At 61.1% G+C, this 19,479-nt stretch carries 15 protein-coding genes and 4 pseudogenes; 11 read left to right on the forward strand and 8 right to left on the reverse strand.

Translation table 11 applies throughout. From position 1 onward, the window contains the following. The first annotated feature begins 53 nt into the window (after positions 1 to 53). From I6H87_RS20885 to I6H87_RS20905, 5 genes are all read left to right on the forward strand, one after another. Positions 54 to 1,304, forward strand: coding sequence for an MFS transporter (locus tag I6H87_RS20885; RefSeq protein WP_010812571.1), 1,251 nt, complete (start codon positions 54 to 56; stop codon positions 1,302 to 1,304). Next, entirely contained in the window at positions 1,301 to 2,056 is a 756-nt protein-coding gene (locus I6H87_RS20890; protein ID WP_011616588.1) for a sulfite exporter TauE/SafE family protein, read from the forward strand. Before I6H87_RS20885 ends, I6H87_RS20890 begins: the two co-directional genes overlap by 4 nt. Positions 2,057 to 2,099: 43 nt before the next feature. Beyond that, positions 2,100 to 3,563 (forward strand): amidohydrolase family protein, encoded by a 1,464-nt coding sequence (locus I6H87_RS20895; protein ID WP_041687964.1) that lies wholly within the window; start codon positions 2,100 to 2,102, stop codon positions 3,561 to 3,563. A 235-nt stretch (positions 3,564 to 3,798) separates the two neighbouring features. After that, positions 3,799 to 4,353, forward strand: a complete 555-nt coding sequence (locus I6H87_RS20900; protein WP_011616590.1) for a RidA family protein — start codon at positions 3,799 to 3,801, stop codon at positions 4,351 to 4,353. 254 nt (positions 4,354 to 4,607) lie between these two features. Continuing rightward, positions 4,608 to 4,991, forward strand: a complete 384-nt coding sequence (locus I6H87_RS20905) for a c-type cytochrome (RefSeq protein WP_010812567.1) — start codon at positions 4,608 to 4,610, stop codon at positions 4,989 to 4,991. An 825-nt stretch (positions 4,992 to 5,816) separates the two neighbouring features. Here I6H87_RS20905 and I6H87_RS20910 read toward each other — a convergent pair. Further along, on the reverse strand, positions 5,817 to 6,596 hold the full coding sequence (locus I6H87_RS20910; protein ID WP_232626217.1) for a substrate binding domain-containing protein: 780 nt from the start codon (positions 6,594 to 6,596) through the stop codon (positions 5,817 to 5,819). Between the two features lie 16 nt (positions 6,597 to 6,612). Between I6H87_RS20910 and I6H87_RS34465 the strand changes: the two genes are divergently transcribed. The 3 genes from I6H87_RS34465 to nhaA all read left to right on the forward strand — a co-directional run bounded on the left by I6H87_RS34465 (position 6,613) and on the right by nhaA (position 9,546). Then, a complete protein-coding gene (locus tag I6H87_RS34465) occupies positions 6,613 to 6,852 on the forward strand; it encodes an SDR family oxidoreductase (protein WP_058698841.1) in 240 nt (79 codons plus the stop codon). Positions 6,853 to 7,476: 624 nt separating this feature from the next. After that, positions 7,477 to 7,917 carry a universal stress protein gene (locus I6H87_RS20920; protein ID WP_010812563.1) on the forward strand — a complete coding sequence of 147 codons (441 nt, stop codon included), beginning with the start codon at positions 7,477 to 7,479 and terminating at the stop codon, positions 7,915 to 7,917. Between the two features lie 216 nt (positions 7,918 to 8,133). Beyond that, positions 8,134 to 9,546 (forward strand): Na+/H+ antiporter NhaA, encoded by a 1,413-nt coding sequence (gene nhaA / locus I6H87_RS20925; RefSeq protein ID WP_051398553.1) that lies wholly within the window; start codon positions 8,134 to 8,136, stop codon positions 9,544 to 9,546. Positions 9,547 to 9,705: 159 nt separating this feature from the next. Here the strand turns inward: nhaA and I6H87_RS34470 are convergent, their stop codons facing one another. The 7 genes and pseudogenes from I6H87_RS34470 to I6H87_RS20960 all read right to left on the reverse strand — a co-directional run bounded on the left by I6H87_RS34470 (position 9,706) and on the right by I6H87_RS20960 (position 17,084). Then, positions 9,706 to 9,984: a hypothetical protein gene (locus I6H87_RS34470; RefSeq protein ID WP_041687966.1), complete on the reverse strand. Its 279-nt coding sequence runs from the start codon at positions 9,982 to 9,984 to the stop codon at positions 9,706 to 9,708. Positions 9,985 to 10,115: 131 nt separating this feature from the next. Continuing rightward, entirely contained in the window at positions 10,116 to 11,045 is a 930-nt protein-coding gene (locus tag I6H87_RS20935; protein WP_231881487.1) for a bestrophin-like domain, read from the reverse strand. A 59-nt stretch (positions 11,046 to 11,104) separates the two neighbouring features. Then, positions 11,105 to 11,572, reverse strand: a pseudogene (locus tag I6H87_RS20940) (tyrosine-type recombinase/integrase); the annotation flags it as partial. 714 nt (positions 11,573 to 12,286) lie between these two features. Continuing rightward, entirely contained in the window at positions 12,287 to 12,652 is a 366-nt protein-coding gene (locus I6H87_RS34820; protein ID WP_081225792.1) for a DUF2188 domain-containing protein, read from the reverse strand. Positions 12,653 to 12,854: 202 nt separating this feature from the next. Further along, complete coding sequence (locus tag I6H87_RS20950) at positions 12,855 to 13,928, reverse strand: GNAT family N-acetyltransferase (RefSeq protein WP_011616598.1); 1,074 nt, start codon at positions 13,926 to 13,928, stop codon at positions 12,855 to 12,857. Between the two features lie 15 nt (positions 13,929 to 13,943). Further along, positions 13,944 to 14,498, reverse strand: a complete 555-nt coding sequence (locus I6H87_RS20955; RefSeq protein WP_041687970.1) for a cysteine peptidase family C39 domain-containing protein — start codon at positions 14,496 to 14,498, stop codon at positions 13,944 to 13,946. A gap of 1,957 nt (positions 14,499 to 16,455) precedes the next feature. After that, positions 16,456 to 17,084, reverse strand: a pseudogene (locus I6H87_RS20960) (tyrosine-type recombinase/integrase). A 550-nt stretch (positions 17,085 to 17,634) separates the two neighbouring features. Between I6H87_RS20960 and I6H87_RS20965 the strand changes: the two are divergent. From I6H87_RS20965 to I6H87_RS20975, 3 genes and pseudogenes are all read left to right on the forward strand, one after another. Then, complete coding sequence (locus I6H87_RS20965; RefSeq protein WP_010812556.1) at positions 17,635 to 18,540, forward strand: fumarylacetoacetate hydrolase family protein; 906 nt, start codon at positions 17,635 to 17,637, stop codon at positions 18,538 to 18,540. 112 nt (positions 18,541 to 18,652) lie between these two features. After that, positions 18,653 to 18,865: pseudogene (locus tag I6H87_RS20970) on the forward strand (ABC transporter substrate-binding protein); the annotation flags it as partial. Positions 18,866 to 18,922: 57 nt separating this feature from the next. Continuing rightward, positions 18,923 to 19,308, forward strand: a pseudogene (locus I6H87_RS20975) (amino acid permease C-terminal domain-containing protein); the annotation flags it as partial. Positions 19,309 to 19,479 lie beyond the last annotated feature (171 nt).

The raw sequence follows: 19,479 nt of genomic DNA on the forward strand, positions 1-19,479 counted from the left end.
TACATCGCCAGAAACTCGAACAAATCTCTCGCTTGACGAGAAGGAGACAACACGTGAATTCCTCGACTTCGGCCGGCCCGCTGACCGGAGACGTGCGCAGCGATGCGCCCGTCACGGCATTGGAGATCGGCATGTTTCTTGTGCTGCTTGCCTCCTATGCGCTCAACGCGATGGACCGGCAGATCTTTCCGCTGATCGCCGCAGATGTGCGAAGGGAGTTTGGGTTCGGCCTCGCCGACACCGGCCTGCTTTCGACCATCTTTACGCTCGGCATGGCACTAGCGGGGGTGCCGACAGGCTACCTGCTGGCGCGGTGGTCGCGCAAGGCCGTGCTCCAGATTGGCATCGCGATCTTCTCGCTTGGCACGCTGTTGACTGCCTACTCGAGCGGCTTTGCCGACATGATCCTCTACCGCGCCGCTACTGGCATCGGCGAAGCGATGCAGCTGACTGTGGTGATCGCCATCGCGGCGAGCTATTTCGCTCGCTTCCGCGCGACGGCCGTTGGGGCCATCAACTTCTCCTTCGGTGTCGGAGCCATCGTGGGACCGCTGCTCGGTGGGCACCTGATCGGCATTGAGCGAAACTGGCGCTTGCCGCTGGTGGTGTTCGGCCTGACCGGATTTGTCGCAATGGCGCTGATCGCGGCTACCGTGAGCAAGCGCATGACCGAAAAGGCCAGCGCGATCGCCACGCACATCGACACGCGCGGTGCAACCACGATGTGGAACCGCAACACGGCTCTCTTGACTGTGATGAGCATCATTGGCGGGTTGTGCATCTATGGCTACCTCGGCATGTACCCCACGTTCCTGCGCGAGCATCTGCACTACACGCCGTCGGACACTGGTCGCGTCATGAGTATCTTCGGGTGCGGCGTGTTCGCCTCCATCTTTGGCGGCTGGCTTGGCGACCGCTTCCACCCCAAGCTTGTGTTGTCGCTGAGCTTTGCGGGGACCGGGCTGCTCGGCTTCCTTCTGTTCTCGGGGCCGACGGGCATGTTGGTCCAATCGGTGCTGTCATTCGTGTGGGGGCTGGTGGTAAGTGGCGTGCTGTACGTGAACCTGGCCGGCTACCATATCAAGTCCGTGCGCTCTTCGCTCACGAATCGGGCCACCGGTGTCTTTGTCACGACGCTCTACGGCGCGGGCGCTTTCGCGGGCTACATCATCGGCGGCATCGCGGCGCGCTTTGGCTGGAGCACCGCCGGCTTTGCGCAGATCACCTTGCTATCGGTCTTCGGAATAGTACTCACCGTGCTACTGCGGACCGACCGGATGTCCTTGCCTGTGCGTAAGCCATGACGCCGGCCGAATGGGTGCTGCTCGGTGGCGCTGCGACTTTCGCCGGGACGCTGAATGCGGTGGCAGGCGGCGGTAGTTTCCTGACACTGCCGGCCTTGGCGATGGTCGGCGTGCCGCCGGTATCTGCCAACGCCACCGGGACCGCCGCGCTCCTGCCTGGCTATATGGCGGGTGCCTGGGCACAGCGCAAGGATCTGTCGGGGCCGATGGCACCCTCGCTTCTTCGGCTAAGCGTGCTGTCGGTGCTGGGTGGTGCGGCAGGCGCCACGTTGCTGCTGTCGACCTCGAACAGCGACTTCGGGCGCATTGTGCCATGGTTGCTGTTGGCCGCGACCCTTCTCTTTGCCTGTGGGCCAAGGCTTCTGCGCAAAGGAGCCGTCGCATCGCAGTCCCCCAGTGAATGGATCACGGACATCTGCATCGCTGCGGTCGCGATCTACGGTGGCTATTTCAACGACGGTCTCGGCATCTTGCTGCTGGCGGTTCTCGCTGCGCTCGGGCACACCGACATGAGCCGGATGAACGGCATCAAGAACTTCGTCTCCGTGATCCTGACGCTGATAGCTGTCGTCATTTATGCGGCCAGCGGCGCCATCGCCTGGACGCATGCACTATGGATGGCGATCGGCGCCACAGCCGGCGGGTATTTCGGCGGCGTCACGGCTCGGCGACTTAAACCGGCCCTGGTGCGTGGCTTCGTCGTCCTGACAGGGCTGGCAATGACCGCAGCATTCTTTCTCGAGACGAGTTGACCACAACCGTCTTCCTGCAATCCAAATCGCATCGGAAAGGAACATGAGAACAACCAGAAGAGAATTCGCCAAGGTCGCCGGCGCAATGATGGTCGCGGCAACCGGGATCCCCTCGCTTGTCGCTTCGGCATCGGCTTCGGCGGGAGGCGGCATGCCATCCGCGGCGTCCGGAGCCCGTCGAGGCACCTACCTGATCAAGAACGGCATGGTCATCACGGTCGACCGGAAGAATGGCGTCATGCCACGCGCCGACATCTTGATTCGAAACGGCGTGATCGAGAAGATCGGTCGGGGTCTGAGCACGGCCGGCGCGCAGACGATCGATGCCGCGGACATGATCGTCATGCCCGGCTTCGTCAACTCTCACTACCATATGTGGAGCGCGATCGGACGCAGCTTCACCGCGCGGAACGGCGGCTTCTCCTACTACCCGGCCAAGAGCGCCACATCCGCCTTGTACACGCCGGAGGACTTCTACAACAGCGTGCTCCTTGCGTGCGCCGAACTAGCGAACGGCGGGACCACTACCGTGCACAACTGGTCGCATAACACCCGCTCCGCGGCCCATGCGGATGCCGAACTTCGCGCGCACCAGCACTCTCTGCTGAGGGCCCGTTACTCGTACGGCCACATTGACAAGCTCCCGGTAGACGAGGTGAACAGGTTCGGCGACCTTGCGCGCGTCCAGCGCAAATGGTTCGGTGCAAACTCCCCATTCGAAGGTTTGGTGCACCTGGGACTGAATCTGCGTGGTCCGCAACAGAGCACCGATGCTGTCTTTCACGAGGAAATGAAGTTCGTCAAGAAGAGTGGGCTTCCCGTAGCGATCCACGCGCCGCAGGAGTCGCCCAACAATGTCGATGCTGTCGACTACGAGAGGCGCGGTTACCTCGGCCCCGATTTTATGATCGCGCATTACGTCCCGGCGACGACCGAGGACTTGATGGCGATGGCGCGCACGAAGACACCGCTCTCCTTTGCGACACATTCCGAACTCCGGCTCAGCAGCACGGGCGATGCCCGGGCTGCGCTGTTCGCGATGCGTGCCGCGGGGCTGACTATCTCATTGTCGAGCGACGCGACGTCCATTGCCCCACCGGACATGTTCGAAATGATGCGTTTCACCTGGAACCTCGGGGTGCCCTGGGTTGGCACCCCCAGCGAGCGGGCAAGGGCGGTCAGCGTGCAAGAGGTGATCGAGATGGCGACGATCAATGGAGCCATCGCGATGGGGATCGGCGACATCACTGGATCGATCACTGAAGGCAAGCGCGCAGACATCATTCTGGTGCGGGCCAAGGATCTGAACATCTGGCCAATAGGCAATATCGAAACGGCGATTGTGCAGAGCGGCAGCGCCAGCAACGTCGACACGGTGTTAGTCGATGGCCGAATAATAAAGAGAAGCGGTCGCTTGCTAGCCTACAACGTGGACAGCATTGTTCGCGGTGCTCAGCAGTCCTCCAATCGGATTCTCAATGCGGCTGATGAGATGATGAAGTTATGAGTAGTCTAAAGAGTGAGTGGGACGAACGCCGCCTTCTGTTCGAGATGAAATGCACACCGAACTCCCTCCGTGGACCAGGCAGCGGGAGTTATTTGTCCGCCCAAGGGGCGACCACTCGATTTAGTCGAGACGAACGCGAGCACGTTCTTCGCATATGCGTTCTTCGTTTTGTACGGTCCGGCAAGGCAACGCCGCGTTGTCCGGACCTTCATCCTTTACTTCCCAGGCCCTGCCCATGCGCACAGCACGCTTGCTATCATGTAGTTCTATCGCGGCCCTTGCCACCCTCGTTGTGCCGGCGCTCTGCATCGCCAATGCCAACGCCGCCGAGCAGATCGTCAGGCATCGCAACCCGGCGCACATGACCGAACCGTGGGCGCGTGAGTTCGCGGAGGTGATCGAGATTCCCGCCAATGCGCAGCTGCTTGTGCTCAGCGGCGTGGGGCCCACGGTGGCGAATGCCTCGGCGCCGCCCGATACCGCGGCCTCCTATGGCGACACCGCAACCCAGACTCGCAGCGTGCTTGGCCAGATCGAGCGCATCCTCCAGGATCGCGGCTATCGCATGGGCGACATCGTCTCCATGCAGGCGTTGATTGTGGCAGACCCGGCCACGGGCGAGCCAGACTTCACCGGCTTCTCGAGCGCCTATAAGCAATACTTCGGAACAGACAAGCAGCCCAACGTGCCGGTGCGCACGCGAGCCGAAGTCTTGCGGCTGGTGCCGCCGGGATGGCTAGTCGAAGTCACCGTCATGGCGAGCCGTGTGCCGTCGCGGCGGCCACAGTAGAAGACATAGGCTAACTAGCGGTGTGCCGCAACCGGGAGGGCGGAGCTCGCGTGGCCGGGCGCAGGTAGTGGGACAGCGCACCTAACTCTCGCTGGAACATGACTGAGTGCGCCGAGCCGCCGCCTGCGAGGCGGGTTGCCCAGGGATCGGCTTGGCGGCCCGACGAGCTGTCGCGTGTCGTGGCCCTCATGTGTTGCAGTGGTGCTCCCCGGTATTTGCTCTCGATTATGATCTGATTTATACAATAAGGCCAAATGAAAGTAAGAGCATTATGTATCGCTTCGCTAGGAGTTGTGGTGCTAACTCAAACATCACTATCCTGTGCGCAAAATTTTAATGGGAAAAATCTCTTTACGCAGAGATGTGCCATATGCCATGGAGCAGACCTCAAAGGGACAGGGCCATTGGCCAAGAAAAGCATTCCTCCCACACCTGATCTGACAACCGCCGCTTTCAAAAGACGACTCAATGATTATCCTGGTGTTATTGTTTCATCGGTGATACTTCGTCCAAATGGAGACTTGATTCCAAGAACTTTGCAAGAGAATGGTGTGAGGCTGGCGCCGCACTCTTGGACTGTTCAAGATTTTCGAGATTTAAATAAATACATGAGTGGTGTGATTTCAAATAGCCGGTGATCTTGAGGCAAGAAGACGATACGGAAGTTCGGTGATCGCGGCCACTTTTCCTTGTGTCCGGCCGTTAGCCAGACGACATTAGTCTGGCGTGAAGGGCGGCCAGATTCTAAGTGACTGCTCTGGATTTGAACCGTTGTCTGCGCCGGTTCGTAGGCAGTTCAACTATGGGGCTTGCGCATCCGCATGTCCTCGATCATGCGCTGGCGCGGCGGGCTGATGGTAGGCGTCGGGATTGACATGGCTGTGCTCCTGTCGAGGATCGAGGCAAATTGCCTCGATCCTCAACATAGGGAACAGCACAGGCGGTTCAGTCACTTTGTGCAATGGCCGGAGGGCTACCGCGCGAGCGGTTTAGTCCACTGGCCGGACCCGGACGACCGCGCAGGTTGGTGGATGACTGTGATCGTAGACCGTGCCTCCTGCCCTACCTTCGACACGACGTTGCTGTCTCAGGACAGGTTCACTGCTTCACGGGCCAACTTCAACGAAGAGACCAGGCGGTGCACAGAACGCACGCCCGTGCCGACTTTTGAAAACATGCTGGCGGTACGACCTTATGCCACGCCTTAACATGGCCAGTCTTGCAGTGCTCAGCCATCTCACTTGCGTCGATCCCTTTCCATCACCGGGTCCTGGGCAGCATGCAGCGGGAATCGGCCTGGCCCGTCGACGCCGCACCCCGGCGAGGAGCCGGCGCGTCGTGTCGCGCTGGCGTGGCTGACCTCGGCCGATCCGGCAAATGCGGTGCGCCTCGCATCTGATGAAGAGCGCGGCGCGCTGCTATCTGCCTTTAGTACAGACTCAAGTAGCCCGGCGGGGTTACCATCAGCCGTTTCCCTCGTCCCCCCCGAAGCCGTCGATCAGCGCATCCCATCTTGGCGGCGCGGTAAATACCTCATCCAGCAAGTCGAGGAATGCCCGCACGTTGGGGCTTGCGCGCCGGCTCTCGGGCCATAGCGCGGTAATGTTCGCGCGAGGGACCGCTAACCGCGGCATGACCGGGACCAGCTCCCCTCGCATCACATGCGTCGCCGCCAGATAGGTCGGCATGATGCCGATCCCGCCGCCGGCGATGACGATCGACGCCACCACGTCGCTTACATCCGCGACGATGCCCGCATCCGGAGCAATCTCGACCAGCTCCCCATCCACGGAAGACGGCCAGCGCAACGCCTGGCCCGAACTCTGGAAGCGGAATTTCACGCAGTCATGCCGATCCAGCTCCTCCGGGCGCGTGGGCGTGCCTTTCCGAGCCAGGTACGCGGGCGCGGCAAACGCGCAGATCCGGTGCGGCGCCAGATGGCGCGAGATCAGGCGGGAATTCGGGAGATCGCCCACGCGGATGGCGATATCGATGCCCTCGGCAACGAGGTCGGCCATCTGGTCGCGGATGCGCAGGTCGACCGCGAGGGCGGGATGCCGCGCGCGAAATAGCACCAGCGCCGGTGCCAGCACATGCACGCCGATCGGATACGGCGCCGCCACGCGGATTATCCCGGAAGGACCGTTTCTAGTGGAAATCGCGGCCTGCTGTATTTCCTCCGCTTCGTGCAACAGGCGCATCGCGCGCTCGCGCAACCCCTCGCCCTCGTGGGTCAGGCGCAACGACCTCGTTGTGCGGATGAACAGCGGGATCCCGAGCTGCTTCAACACGCTTTCACCCGGCACCACCGACACCCCGCTGTTGGGCCGCACGCTCGGCGACGCCAGCGGCGGCTATGTCACGGAGCTCAGCGCACGGCTGCCGCTGAAGAAGATCGTTCCTATGCAACAGGCTGCCGCCGCCGTCATGTTCCTGATCCAGAACGACTTCATGAACGGCGAGACGCTGCACATCGACGGCGGCCAGCGCCTGGTTTGAGCCGGCCTTGCCGGCAGCCAACGGCCAGGTTCCGTTTGGCCGGGGACGACATTGACCTAGCCTCACGCCGGCCGGCGCTCTTCAACGATCTTCTTGTCGCTACTGGCTGACGTGCCGGGCCCGGACGTCGCGCAAACTCATGACTTTCTTCCTGCTGGCTCCATGAGCACCGAACCAGGCTAATTGCGGCGCACGAAAGAGCCGCCATCTGCGGCTGATCCTCTACTTACCGCTTTAGGAGTCCTGAGTGCTTCGAACGTTGCACCGACGCGATACCACCAATAAGTAGGCTTCGATAACCTCGCGTTGTTTGCGAGCATTGTTTCGGACGTCGCCGCGATTGCCCACCCATTCTTGAAGCCCTCGTCAACATTGTCGACAGCTTTTCTATTGTCGGACGGCGGCTGATAGTGCCTAGCACGAAGCGATCGGAGACCGCTCCATCGACAGCAAGGAGTCGGGCCATGCCGGGGGTAACATTCAGGTACGTGTGCGACGTACTCCGGCGCGGGTGGTACACCGGGTTCTGCCTGGTTACAGGTTTGAGAGCGTGCTGCTTTGACGTGAATCAATCACAGGCGGAAGAGCTTACGTAAGCTTGAATCGTTGCTATAGGAGGCCGGGATGACCATTGTCGTGCTACCGAGCGACGGCTCGCCATACAGCATTAGAGCCGCGAGAAGACTGGTTTCTCCCGGTCTCTTTGAGCGCCCGCTGGAAGTGCACCTAGTGCACGCGTTTCCCGATATCAGCGGCAGGGCGCAGGCATATTTCTCGAAGCCCCAGATCGATCAGTGGGCAAACGAGGCCGCAGATAACGCATTCCAGGCAATTCGCCCATTACTGAAGGCGGCTCACTGTGCGGTGACCGAACATGCTTGCATTGGTGAGCCAGCGCCACGAATCGTAGACGTGGTGCTAGCGTGCCGAGCCGACGTCATCGTCATGGGCACGCACGGCCGGGGCGCTTTCCTGTCGGCCGTCCTCGGGTCGGTGGCAGCGCGCGTGTTAGCTTCCTCTCCCGTTCCGGTCTTGCTGGTGCCTAAGCACCATGGCCATGACTGAAGTGCGGCCACGGTGACACGCGATAGAGGTGAGTCTGCAGCAGTGCATGTCTGCGGGTTCCGCTGCTAGCGCAGGGGGACGGCTGCCGTCACAGACCGCATGTTGTCGTGCCGTCGCTTGTCGGCAGCTCATGTACAATCGCCGATAGGGTGTCTACGCTGCACGTCGCAGTGAGACAGGTTAATGCGTTGGTCGGGCCGCCAACGCAAATGCTCTATGACTGTGGACCGACTCCCGCCCCCACCGCCCCCACCACGGCAACCATTGCCGCGTGCTCAAGTTTTAGCCGAGAAGGCATTCTCGGCGCTCGAACATTTTCTTCATATCGAGGCCGTCAGCGGCATTGTCCTGCTCGCCGCCGCCGGGATCGCGCTACTTTGGGCGAATTCCCCCGCTTCCCACAGCTACCACGCCCTATGGCATACCCCGCTCTCATTCGGGATAGGTAGCCATCTGGTATCGCAATCCCTGCATTTCTGGATCAACGACGCCCTGATGACCATCTTCTTTCTCGTCGTTGGGATGGAAATCCGGCGCGAAATCCATGAGGGAGCGCTGGCGAACGTGCGCCTTTCGGCCCTGCCAATGGCTGCGGCGCTTGGTGGCGTGATCGTCCCCGCGTTGATCTACCTCGCGATAAACACAGAGATGCCCCAGCGCCAGGGTTGGGCGGTGCCAACCGCTACTGACATCGCGTTCGCCGTCGGGGTGCTCGCGTTACTCGGCAAATCCATACCCGGCAACGTTCGAGTGTTCCTGCTCGCGCTGGCGATCATCGACGACATTGTCGCGGTCCTGATTATCGCAGTGGCCTTCTCGGGCGGGTTGGACTATGGGGGGTTTCTTGTTGCAGGTACAGGTATTCTAATGGTCCTGGGGCTGCAATGGATCGGCGTCGGAACCGCCTATGCTTACGTCGTACCGGGGGCCATTCTGTGGCTGGGAATGCTGAAGACCGGTGCCCACCCGACGCTCGCTGGCGTCGTGCTTGGCATGATGACGCCGGTACTGCCCGGTCGCACGCGAGAACGGCCTTTGGATGTGGCCATGCGTGCGCTCCTTGATCTGCGCGCTCGCGCGACCGCTCGGACACCTAAACCAGAACACATCGCGGCACCGCTTAAGCAACTGCGTCACGCCCAGCGGGAGCTACTACCGCCCGTGATCCGTGTACAGATGGCGCTTCACCCTTGGGTCGCCTACCTTGTCATGCCGCTCTTTGCCTTGGCAAATGCCGGAGTGAGCATTGATGGCGTCGATCTCACTAGCGGCGGATCGCTAGGCGCGATGTTTGGTGTTGTCCTTGCACTGGTCGTAGGCAAACCTCTCGGCATCGTGTCGGTCAGCTGGCTGGCCGTACGCCTGGGCTGGTGCCAGTTGCCGCCCGACGTGACCTGGCGCGGCGTATGCCTGGTTGGACTACTGGCCGGCATCGGCTTCACGATGTCGATATTCATCGCCACGCTTGCGTTCGAGGATGTCAACCTACTTGGGGCTGCCAAGCTTGGCGTGCTCTTGGCATCGGCGATAGCTGCCACCATAGGGCTGACCTGGGGTTTCATTTATGCCAGGGGCCGAAGACCGAGCATGGAACGAGCCGACGAATCTACTGCGGCGGCGTCCGACTGAAGGGGCTACGCGTGCATCGGCGTGGGAAGTTGCTACAGAATCGAGGCTAGCCATACCGCGATGATCGCCTCTAAACTCAATGTCACCACCAGCACCAGCTTCGCCACGCCGGTGACGTCACCCAAACTGATCGAATGGGTTTCAACCCGGGTAATCAACCTAGCACGCAATCGCAGCGAGCGGTTGACCATCAGGCCCAAGGGTGGAGGCCGTCATCATCCCAAAGCCGCCAAGCTGGAACAGTGCCATGATCACCGCTTGGCCGAATCCGAATCCGGACCAGTAAGTTCCCGTGTCGACGATAACTAGGCCAGTCACGCAGACCGCCGAGACTGCGGTAAAGAATGCGGTGAGCCAGGGCGCGCTCCCGCCATCGACGCGTGACCAAGGCAACATCAACAGTACGCTGCCTGCCATGATGGCCAGCAGGAAACCCATGGCGACGGTCCGGGTCGGATGCAAGGATCGTTTCATGCACAGAATTGTGCTATGAGACGTGTCACAAATCTAACATTTCCACAGACCACCATCTTTGCACCATCTGGGCGCAGGCTTCCTGGCGTCAATGGTCATCGCATTCCATTGCGGACTTCCTGCAACACCTCATCGAAAGTGTCAACGCGGATCATGCCCAGCCGCGGAAACTCCAAGTCGACGATGACATAGAGTGTCACCGTCAGCGAGGCCACGAAAAAAAGCGCATGCAACCAGTTTCGAGGACTGCGGCTGGCCATGCCATAGCCCGCAAACAAGGCCCCAACCCAGCAAAGCGCGAAAAGCATGCCGAAGATGACGACGGGTGGATGTTCCTTTGTTGCTGCGAGTCGGGTCGATGCCGTGTCGAACGCTGCATTGAGGGCTGGTAACAGAAGCATGGTGGCCGCCGTACTAGCGGTTCGCTGGGACTCCGTTACGGATCTTGTCCAGAGGCGTTCACGCAGCACGTCCGAACGTACCAAGGAAGCCTCGACGCGTTTGCGGTTTGGGACGGCTCGATAGGCGTCAAGCCGGGCATCGAGATATTGCCGGAATATCTCCTGCAACTCACTACGTGCTGGTGGCGGTAGCAGATCCAGACGCAGGTAAGCAGTGCCGATATCGTTGGCTTCCTGGACGATCAGCGTACGCCGCATATCAAAGCGGCTTGCCGCCCCGGAAAAGGTGAAGGCGATCAATAGCCCAAGCAGTGCGAATATCGCGCTTGCGACCGCGCTGACGCCCGTTGTCTCCGGTTCGCGACCGGAGGAAACCTGCCATTGCCACACCAGCCGGCCGAGCTCCAGGGCGATCAGGATACTTATGAATATTCCGACCGCCAACACCAGCCCGCCGGCCCAATCGGCACCATAAAGTAGTGATGCCAAAATCGTCTCCGGTGCATTTCCGCGATGCGCGGTTTCAACGTTGAAGACGGTATGGAAAAGCTTCGTCACAGTATGTGCGCTTCCGCACAGGCGTCCGATAGCCGGGTGGAACTGACGCTTGAGCGTCGGCGTCACGGCATAAGCCAACGTCCGTAGATGGCCGGCAAGCGCTCCCCTCGCCGGCCAGAGGTTTGTCACACTTCGGTCTGCTCAGCCATCTCAAGCGCGTCGTCGACTTCGATACCGAGGTGGCGAACCGTGCTCTCCTGCTTCGTGTGGCCCAGCAGCAATTGCACTGCGCGAAGGTTCTTGGTTCTACGGTAGAGGAGCGACGCCTTGGTCCGCCCCATGGTGTGGGTGCCGTACGCCGTGTCGTCTAAGCCGATGGACTCGATCCAGCGATGTACGAGCCTGGCGTACTGACGTGTGGACAGGTGGGCCGAGGCGTGAATCCGACTCGGAAACAGAGCATCCGACGAGCGCAATCCGCGATGGGCGATCCATGCCTCAAGACTTGAGCGGGTCTGCTCCGTAATCTCGAACTGAACCGGTCTATGCGTCTTTTGCTGGATCACCATCGCGCGGATACTAACGCGGGTGCCCTGACAAACGTCTCGTACGCATAGCCTTGTGAGATCACACGCTCGAAGCTTGCTATCGATCCACCTCCATGCGCCCGGCCATTCAAGTTGCCCCTGGCGCCGGAGTCTGATCAGGTGCAGGCTGGACTGCTACTGGCAACGTCATCCCTGCCGCAGTTCGACGCTGTTCGTACTTAGGGTACAGGGCGGCGGTTCATTTTCCGCGGGCAGGCGCTAACGCATGCCTGGGCGTGGCGGTGAAAACGGACGCTCTTCGACCCATCTCGATCGTTCGTATGTCGTCCATGGAATGACGGTTCTTGGCCGGCAAGCGACCGCTCGCCGGCTGTCAGGTTGTCACACGTCAGTTTGCTCCGCTATTTCTACATCAAGTCCTTCCTGATCGAAAAAAGAGGCTCCCTTTGAAGCCTCCTTTTCTATATTCGTGGAAAGAAAAAATCTGTTTTGGACACACCTCTTGAGTTAGAGACCGCTGCCGTAGTTGGTGGGTACCCAGCTATATGCATTCCCATCACGATGGATATGCCCCAGACTAGGAAAAGAGATGTGCGCCGCGGCCACCCAATATCCCTTTGCAGCGGCATCGGCAAATGCCCTTTTTTTTACGCTGCCTTGCCGTAGCAACTTGGCATCTCGGCCCTCTTTGTCAGGTTTCCGTCATCCATGAGCAGGTGGAACTGGGAATCCGCTTCGGTGAGGAGAGCCGCGGAACGGCGGAAGTGGGAACAACGTAACACGCAGCCAGCCGCCGCCGGTCAGGGCGACGGAAAACCTTCAATGCTCTATTCGGTAAGCGAGACGCGAGCGATTCGCACTGAGCATTTCGAATATCGCACCGCATTGACTCCAGTGACTCGCTAGCTCGCTGGAAGGGTCGCATTTTTCGGGGCCGTGTTTTCCAAAACACCCACCCACGAGAAAGCGTCGCACCACCGCTTCACCCTTGACGTTGCGTGGCTCGTTGCCGAAGGAGTTGCGCTCAAGGACCTTGCCGTCGAGGACATGGACCAGCAACTCGACCTGCTTCTCCTTGGCGCGTTCGGTTCCGGCGGCGAGAGCTTCATCTTGCGTTTCGAACGTTTCACGTCCGACGCATTCCGTTTCAATTGGCCAGCGGCCTCCAATCGTTGGACGTCGCAGCCCCCGGCGGCGAACGCAGCGCGGGAAGCGACAGCGCGGCTACGCGCTGCGTCAAGCCAGTAGCGCGCGGGGGCACATGGCTACCAAGTGTGGCAAGTCCGAGCAATGTCTTGTGAGGCCGGGAGGAGCCTGCCCACACGAGCATTCCCGGCCTCGCTTTTTTAGGTCGGTTATATGTGCCAGCCAAGGCGACGCGCAACATCTAGGAGCGCCCGGCCTGTACCGGTGCGGCGCGGCGGCCGAGACGCGCCCCCGGGCCGCGGTAGGCGGGGAAGTAGCTGTCCAGATCCTCCAGCGTTGATTCGTCACCGCCGCACAACTCCACATAGCGGTCGGGATCGACCACCAGGCGCTGGGTCCGATACACATGCGTGTCGGGCGAAAAGCCCCGTTTGAATTCGTGCAGCGAGTCGCTGGCCGAGCCCCCCAGGCCGCCGCCTAAGTGAAGGTAGCGCAGGCCGTTGACGCGGCCCCACTCGCGTGCGGAGTGGATAACCGTCTTGGTGGGCTGGTAATGGTGATACGCCCGGTCCCATCCGGCCAAGTGATACTGCATGATGCCGGTGCCGCGGGCTACGGTGACCAAAGCCCCGCCGATCACCGTGTCGGCCTGTTCGGCTACGAACAGCAGCAGATCGCCGCCGAGCGCACGTACCAGCATCTGGTAGTGCGTCGCGTGGAAGAAGTAGTAAGGCGCGGCACCCAACCGTCTCATGGTCCAGTTGTACAGCTCGATGAAGCGCGGCAGCGTGGCGAAGTCCCGGTCCAGCCGCGCAGTAACGCCCGCGCGCCGAGCGCGGCTAATGCCTTCCTTGTGGCGCTTCTGCGTTTCCTGCCACAGTCGATCTGCGCTTTTGGACAGGTCGATCGAAACGGTCGTGCCATGGTTGACCACGCGTCCCAGAGGGCTGTCCCAGCCTGCATTGAGCAGCGGATGCAGGCGGATAAACCAGGAGATACAACCACGCTCGCGCAGCAGAGCCGTGGCAGTGGCCAGTGCTTCGTCGGCAAATTGCGCCGGTGCCCCGGCGCTCAGTACCGGGCCACCGTAGCCATAGGCCGTGGTTGCGTCCCAGGTGCCGCGGGAAATCGCGCGGCGCACCAAGGGAACCAGCAGTATATGAGTGCCGTCAGTAACGCGGACGGCAGCGGCGCTGCCGTGGTCGATGCACTGCGCAGCGGCGTACCAGCCGGGCGTGTGGTGGCAGTCATGGTGGCAGCGCGCCAGTGTTGTGCGCCACGCCGGGTTGGCTGGCTCCAGCAGGCTAGAATGCATCGAAGCGCCCGGCTTCTAGCCACCGTCGCGGACCACATCTTCAGCCGGGTGCCTGCGGCGCCGGCATAGTGCGCTGAGCGACGAGGCAAGCAGCCGCTCGCAATGGCGCAACCATGACTGCCGCAGAACGGCACCCGGCGACGGGCACGGCTGGACGATTTCTGTCGACACTTCAGGCCGTAATCCAGGCAGTGCGAAAATAGCGTGCCCCCTGTGCTGGGACAGCAAGTCCTCGCGACTAACTTCCTGCACCCCGCCGTCCCAACCTGGCAAGGCGACCAAAAACCGCCCGTGTTCGCAGCGCTGAAGCAGAACGCACGGTCGGTTCTTGCCCAGCAACAGGATGACCGGCAACGAGGTGTCCGCGATATCGTCAAGCTCCCGCTCTACCAGCCGGGTCGACAAGCCGGCGCGTGTCGCCGCGGCGCAGAGGAGCGGAAACGTCAGGCCCTGTCCTTCCAGCGGCAGCCCTTCGAGTAGTACAGCGGACGGTACAGGCCGTTGCAAGGCCCGGTTCAGCAATAACAGGCAACCCAGCATCGGATCGTCCGCTCCCGTCAGCTGTCTCATTGCGGCAGGCGGCTCCCGGCGGCCAGTAATGAAATACAGGTCGGAAGTGCCGGAATGCGCGGCGGATGTCCTCCTGGGTTGCTGTGTCTGCCGCGATGGCACTGATGCAACTTCTATGTCTTGTGCCGGCGCCTCGCACAGCGCAAGGCCAGCCGCCGCGTGTCGCTCGCGTGGATACCGCTCACCCATGATAGTCCCCCCGGCTTCAGTGGTGTGATCTGTACTGCCAGCGTAGCGCACCAGAGCGCCAGAGCCCATCATGCAAACAGCCTAGTGCGCCTGTTGTCCGTTTGATGGTGGCGACCAGAATGGAGGAGCCGTCCCCTTAGGCGCCCCAGTTACTGGGCCTCCCAATATTGCCGGATCCTCGCGCAGGATGGCGTGCAGAGTTAGTGTGCCGAATCGGAAGCGGTGGAATGCCACCACATTGGCCGCTATCGCTCCACGAGTAAAGCAGCGACAGCGCTAGCGGCGGCCTGGGCCCAGCGAATTATCCTGGGCGCGCCTGAGCGCGCTAAGTCCCTTGGGCGGGAACCGCACAGACGCGAGCGAGGCGTTCCGCCTCGACAGAGGCTAGAGGCCAAAAGCCGTCACAGCATTTTGGAATCTGTCGATGCCATGACAACAATGCAAATGACCAAGGAAGAGTTCGGCCAAGAGAAACCCGGGTGAATGAAAGGTACAGCTCGCCGGTGCGTGGACTCTGAATGTGGAGACTCGCCCCAAGAGGCCATATGCCTCAACGCTCAGTCAGAGCTTTGATCTCGTTATTCACTTGCCCCAACACTCATCGGCGGGTTGTATGAAGAAGCTACACAATGGAACTAGTGCGCGGCATTGGCCATAAGGATGACTCTGTACGGCGGGATTGGAAAGGGGCTCGTTGCCGGGATTACCCCCAAAGCGGGGACAACGACATGCTGAGTCGTCGCGTGAAATGGTTCTGTTGTGTCGCAAACAGTTCTACCTCGTCAGGGCACGTTTCTTAAATGAAACTTAGGGCAATGCCGCTGGCGACTGCGGGGACATCACGAGGCGCCCACAGGATTGGCTATTTCTATCCTGTCGTTCCTGATGCTGCCCCCTGAACTCTGGAGCGCATGGCGACTGCGATCAGAAGCATATTAGGGGTGGCTCGCCTCCGGGGTATTGCGCATGCTGGCATGCCTTCCCACTCTGTGCACTGGCCATCAAGGTGGGGAATGAGGCGTGCATTCCACAAGGCACGCTCTTGCAGTGGCGCATTCCGAATGCTGTGGGGAATATGCGGCAACTCTCTAGGCCCGCGATCTGGCGGGTTGGGCAATCGACCGGGGGGCAGACTATGAGTACGACCGAAGCCGTCCCTTGCTTACTATGCGCCGTTCTTGCGCGACGCTGGGTCGACCAACGAGATCGCGGGCGTGGTAGCCGCATCTATCGCTGTGCTGCCTGTGGTGGGCGATTCGCAGTCACTGGCGATGCTCTAGGCGCCATCGAGCAGGGACGTTGGGATGTTGCCAAGCTGAAGGTTGCGGTTAGGCGGAGCATTGCTTCGGGCGTCCTTCCGCGCATTGAAGTTGCAGACGGATGGCCGAGCGTGATCGCGATCGGGCGTCAGGCATCCTGAGTTCGTTCCATGACGCTCCACTGATTGTCGCCATTGCGCCAGGCAAGCTCGCTTGAAAGCCACAGTACTACCTCTGCCCCGATGTGAGGAGGCTCTCTTGAGGGTACTGTGGAACCTGCGCGCCGAGCACCCCGAGGATGCCAGAAGCGTTGTTGTTGTCAGACACTCTCCTACGAAAATTTCGCCGTAGGAGAAACCTCAATGTTTGAGGCAAGCAGGACTGGGCCAGAGAGCTCTTCGCCTATCTTCGGCGTTTGTCCGCTTTGACGGAACTTCGGCCAGTGGATGCATGAGGATTGAGCGGCAGAAGCTGGCCGGCAAGCGCTCCCCTCGCCGGCCAGAGGTTTGTCACACTTCGGTCTGCTCAGCCATTTCAAGCGCGTCGTCGACTTCGATACCGAGGTGGCGAACCGTGCTCTCCTGCTTCGTGTGGCCCAGCAGCAATTGCACTGCGCGAAGGTTCTTGGTTCTACGGTAGATGAGCGACGGCCTTGGTCCGCCCCATGGTGTGGGTGCCGTACGCCGTGTCATCTAAGCCGATGGACTCGATCCAGCGATGTACGAGCCTGGCGTACTGACGTGTGGACAGGTGGGCCGAGGCGTGAATCCGACTCGGAAACAGAGCATCCGACGAGCGCAATCCGCGATGGGCGATCCATGCCCTCAAGACTTGAGCGGGTCTGCTCCGTAATCTCGAACTGAACCGGTCTATGCGTCTTTTGCTGGATCACCATCGCGCGGATACTAACGCGGGTGCCCTGACAAACGTCTCGTACGCATAGCCTTGTGAGATCACACGCTCGAAGCTTGCTATCGATCGCAAGATTGAACAGTGCGAGCTCACGAAGATTCGACGACATCTGTAGCCTTGTACGAATCGCCCAGATCTCGCAGAGCTTCAGCGGCGGCTTTTGTCCGGTGACCTTACCCTTATTCAATGGCGCACGCGGGGTCACGGGTGAATTCGACGTCTCCATGATCATCTCCTTTCGAACGAAGGTAGAATCAGTTTGCGCGCGCTGCAGATCTTCGCTGATGTCTCCGTCAGTCGGGCTGCAACGCGTGCCTCGAAAACTGTGCCGCAGACGGTCGCCGACCGACCCTTCTCCGACCCCCAAACATGGCTGTTGAATGTCCGTTGAAGGCATGAGATGCGACATCTGCGCAGTTCAGTGCTGTCGACTGATCGAGCCCATCTCGGATGGTTTCCAGCATCTGACTGAACGTCCGCGTAGGCCACGCTCCAGCCGTGCGAGTGAGGTCACCTACGGCTTTCGCCGGGCGGGAGCCCCGTCAATTTCGAGCCCCTCGCTAGTGCATTGCGAATCTTGGCGCGCGCGGCCACGCTCATTGCCATGTCCAGCAGGAAGTGGCGGCCGTCATGCCCCGGTCGAGCCGTTTGCGCCTGCCGCATCGGTGCCGGTCGCGTTCTGGCCGGGCATTACGCCAGTTTATACATTGACATCATCCAGGACGGCTGGTTTGGCGGACACGTAAGCGCCAGAATCCCCCAACCAGTGAGGTGAAATGAAATATCAACTGTTCAACTACGAAGGCCGCGATGGCACGATCAACGTCGGCGTGCACGCGGACAGCCGGCATGTGCAATTCGCCGCAGGCACCGTTGACGGCCTGTTGCAGGACTGGCCCGCCGCGCAGCTACGCATTGCGCGCTTCATTGCGCAACTGCCGCTGGCCGCCGAGACGATGGAGCCCGCACAGATCCGCTTCCTGCCGCCGCTGAGCCAGCCCGGTGTCATCTATGGGGCAGGGGCGAACTACCGCGACCATGTCGTGGCCATGGCAAAGGCCGTCAATATGGACCTGACGACAGATCCGAAGGCCGATGGCGTACCGCCGTGGCACTTCATCAAGGCCGGCCGGGGAACACTGTCCGCCCACCGCCAGGCGCTGCCTTATCCCTCGCACACGCGAATGCTCGACTGGGAGGCTGAACTTGCGGTGGTGATCGGCAAGGCATGCCGCAACATCTCGCCGGGCGACGCGCTCGACTGTGTAGCGGGATATACCATTGCCAACGACCTGTCGGCACGCGACAACCTGCGTCGCGAGCAGGTCGATGCAAGTTCGCCGTTCCGCTTTGACTGGATCGGCCACAAGTGCTTTGAAGGCTCCTGTCCCCTCGGTCCTTACCTGACTCCCGCGGCTTTCGTGGCGTCCCCTGAAGCGCTGGATATCAAGCTTTGGGTCAATGACGAACTCAAGCAGAACTCGAATACGTCCAATCACCTTTACACGGTTGCCGAGCAGATCGCCTACTTGAGCGAGCGGCTCACGTTGTATCCGGGCGATGTGCTGCTCACCGGGACGCCTGCCGGCGTTGGCATGGAATCGGGAGTCTTCCTGAAGCGCGGCGACAGTATCCGCGTCTGGATTGATGGACTGGGCGAACTGGAGACATCGTTGCAGTAGGGCAATACCACGGGCGGCGTTCGCCGCCTGACATGGGGAGCCGTTCAGGCTCGCGTCCGCACGGGCACCACATAGAGTGCCTGACGGGCAATGACAATTCGACGGAGGAGACATGAAACAGAAATGCGTGGCAATCGCCGCCGCGCTGGCGCTGCTCGCGCCGGCGCTGGCCAGTGCTGAAGTGAAGGTCGGCATTCTTGCCACCCTTTCGGGGCCGTCGGCCGATGTCGGGCGCGACCAATACGATGGCTTTCTGCTTGCCGTTGAGCAAGGCGGCGGCAAGCTCGGCGGACAGCCGGTCCGCCTGATCAAGGAAGATGACCAGGCGCGCCCGGACGCAGGGCTTGCGGGGGTGCGGCGACTTCTCGAACTTGAGCGCGTCGCCACGCCGTATTTCGCCACCTGGACCGTCGGCATCGTGTTCGCGATGATCGCCGCATTCATGCCGCTCAATGTGCTGGCCGAGTTGATCAATATCGGCACGCTCTCCGCCTTCACGCTGATCTCGATCGCGGTGCTGGTGCTGCGCCGGACCCGTCCGGAGCTGCCGAGAGCTTTCCGCTGTCCCGGCGTGCCGGTGGTTCCGCTGCTATCGGTGGGCTTCTGCCTGTTTCTGATGGCGCACCTTCAAGCGCTGACCTGGATCGCTTCCTGATTTGGCTGGGGATCGGCCTGTCGATCTACTTCCTGTACGCGCGCCGCAACGCGGTGCTGCACGGTGGCCAGGTAGCACGCGGTGCCAGCCGTAAGAGTCCCGAGACACGGTAAGCGGATGTGGAGGCCGACCTTGGGGTAAGCGAAAACCCTAGCCCCGCCCGCACCGAGAAACTGGGTAAGATGCCAACCCGGCGCCGGCGCGACAAGATCGCCCGCAGCCGAACGGGATTGGGGCTCCAGGCCCCATCAACGCCGCACCGCACTGCAACCCAGGCGGTGTGT

Origin of the sequence: Cupriavidus necator (assembly GCF_016127575.1) — a bacterium.
Classification (GTDB): domain Bacteria; phylum Pseudomonadota; class Gammaproteobacteria; order Burkholderiales; family Burkholderiaceae; genus Cupriavidus; species Cupriavidus necator_D.

Coding starts and splice junctions, on each gene's coding strand:
- I6H87_RS20890 (WP_011616588.1), top strand. CDS start 1,301: ATGACGCCGGCCGAATGGGTGCTGCTCGGTGGCGCTGCGACTTTCGCC.
- I6H87_RS20895 (WP_041687964.1), top strand. CDS start 2,100: ATGAGAACAACCAGAAGAGAATTCGCCAAGGTCGCCGGCGCAATGATG.
- I6H87_RS20900 (WP_011616590.1), top strand. CDS start 3,799: ATGCGCACAGCACGCTTGCTATCATGTAGTTCTATCGCGGCCCTTGCC.
- I6H87_RS20905 (WP_010812567.1), top strand. CDS start 4,608: ATGAAAGTAAGAGCATTATGTATCGCTTCGCTAGGAGTTGTGGTGCTA.
- I6H87_RS34465 (WP_058698841.1), top strand. CDS start 6,613: ATGAACAGCGGGATCCCGAGCTGCTTCAACACGCTTTCACCCGGCACC.
- I6H87_RS20920 (WP_010812563.1), top strand. CDS start 7,477: ATGACCATTGTCGTGCTACCGAGCGACGGCTCGCCATACAGCATTAGA.
- nhaA (WP_051398553.1), top strand. CDS start 8,134: ATGACTGTGGACCGACTCCCGCCCCCACCGCCCCCACCACGGCAACCA.
- I6H87_RS34470 (WP_041687966.1), bottom strand. CDS start 9,984: ATGGGTTTCCTGCTGGCCATCATGGCAGGCAGCGTACTGTTGATGTTG.
- I6H87_RS20950 (WP_011616598.1), bottom strand. CDS start 13,928: ATGCATTCTAGCCTGCTGGAGCCAGCCAACCCGGCGTGGCGCACAACA.
- I6H87_RS20955 (WP_041687970.1), bottom strand. CDS start 14,498: ATGAGACAGCTGACGGGAGCGGACGATCCGATGCTGGGTTGCCTGTTA.
- I6H87_RS20965 (WP_010812556.1), top strand. CDS start 17,635: ATGAAATATCAACTGTTCAACTACGAAGGCCGCGATGGCACGATCAAC.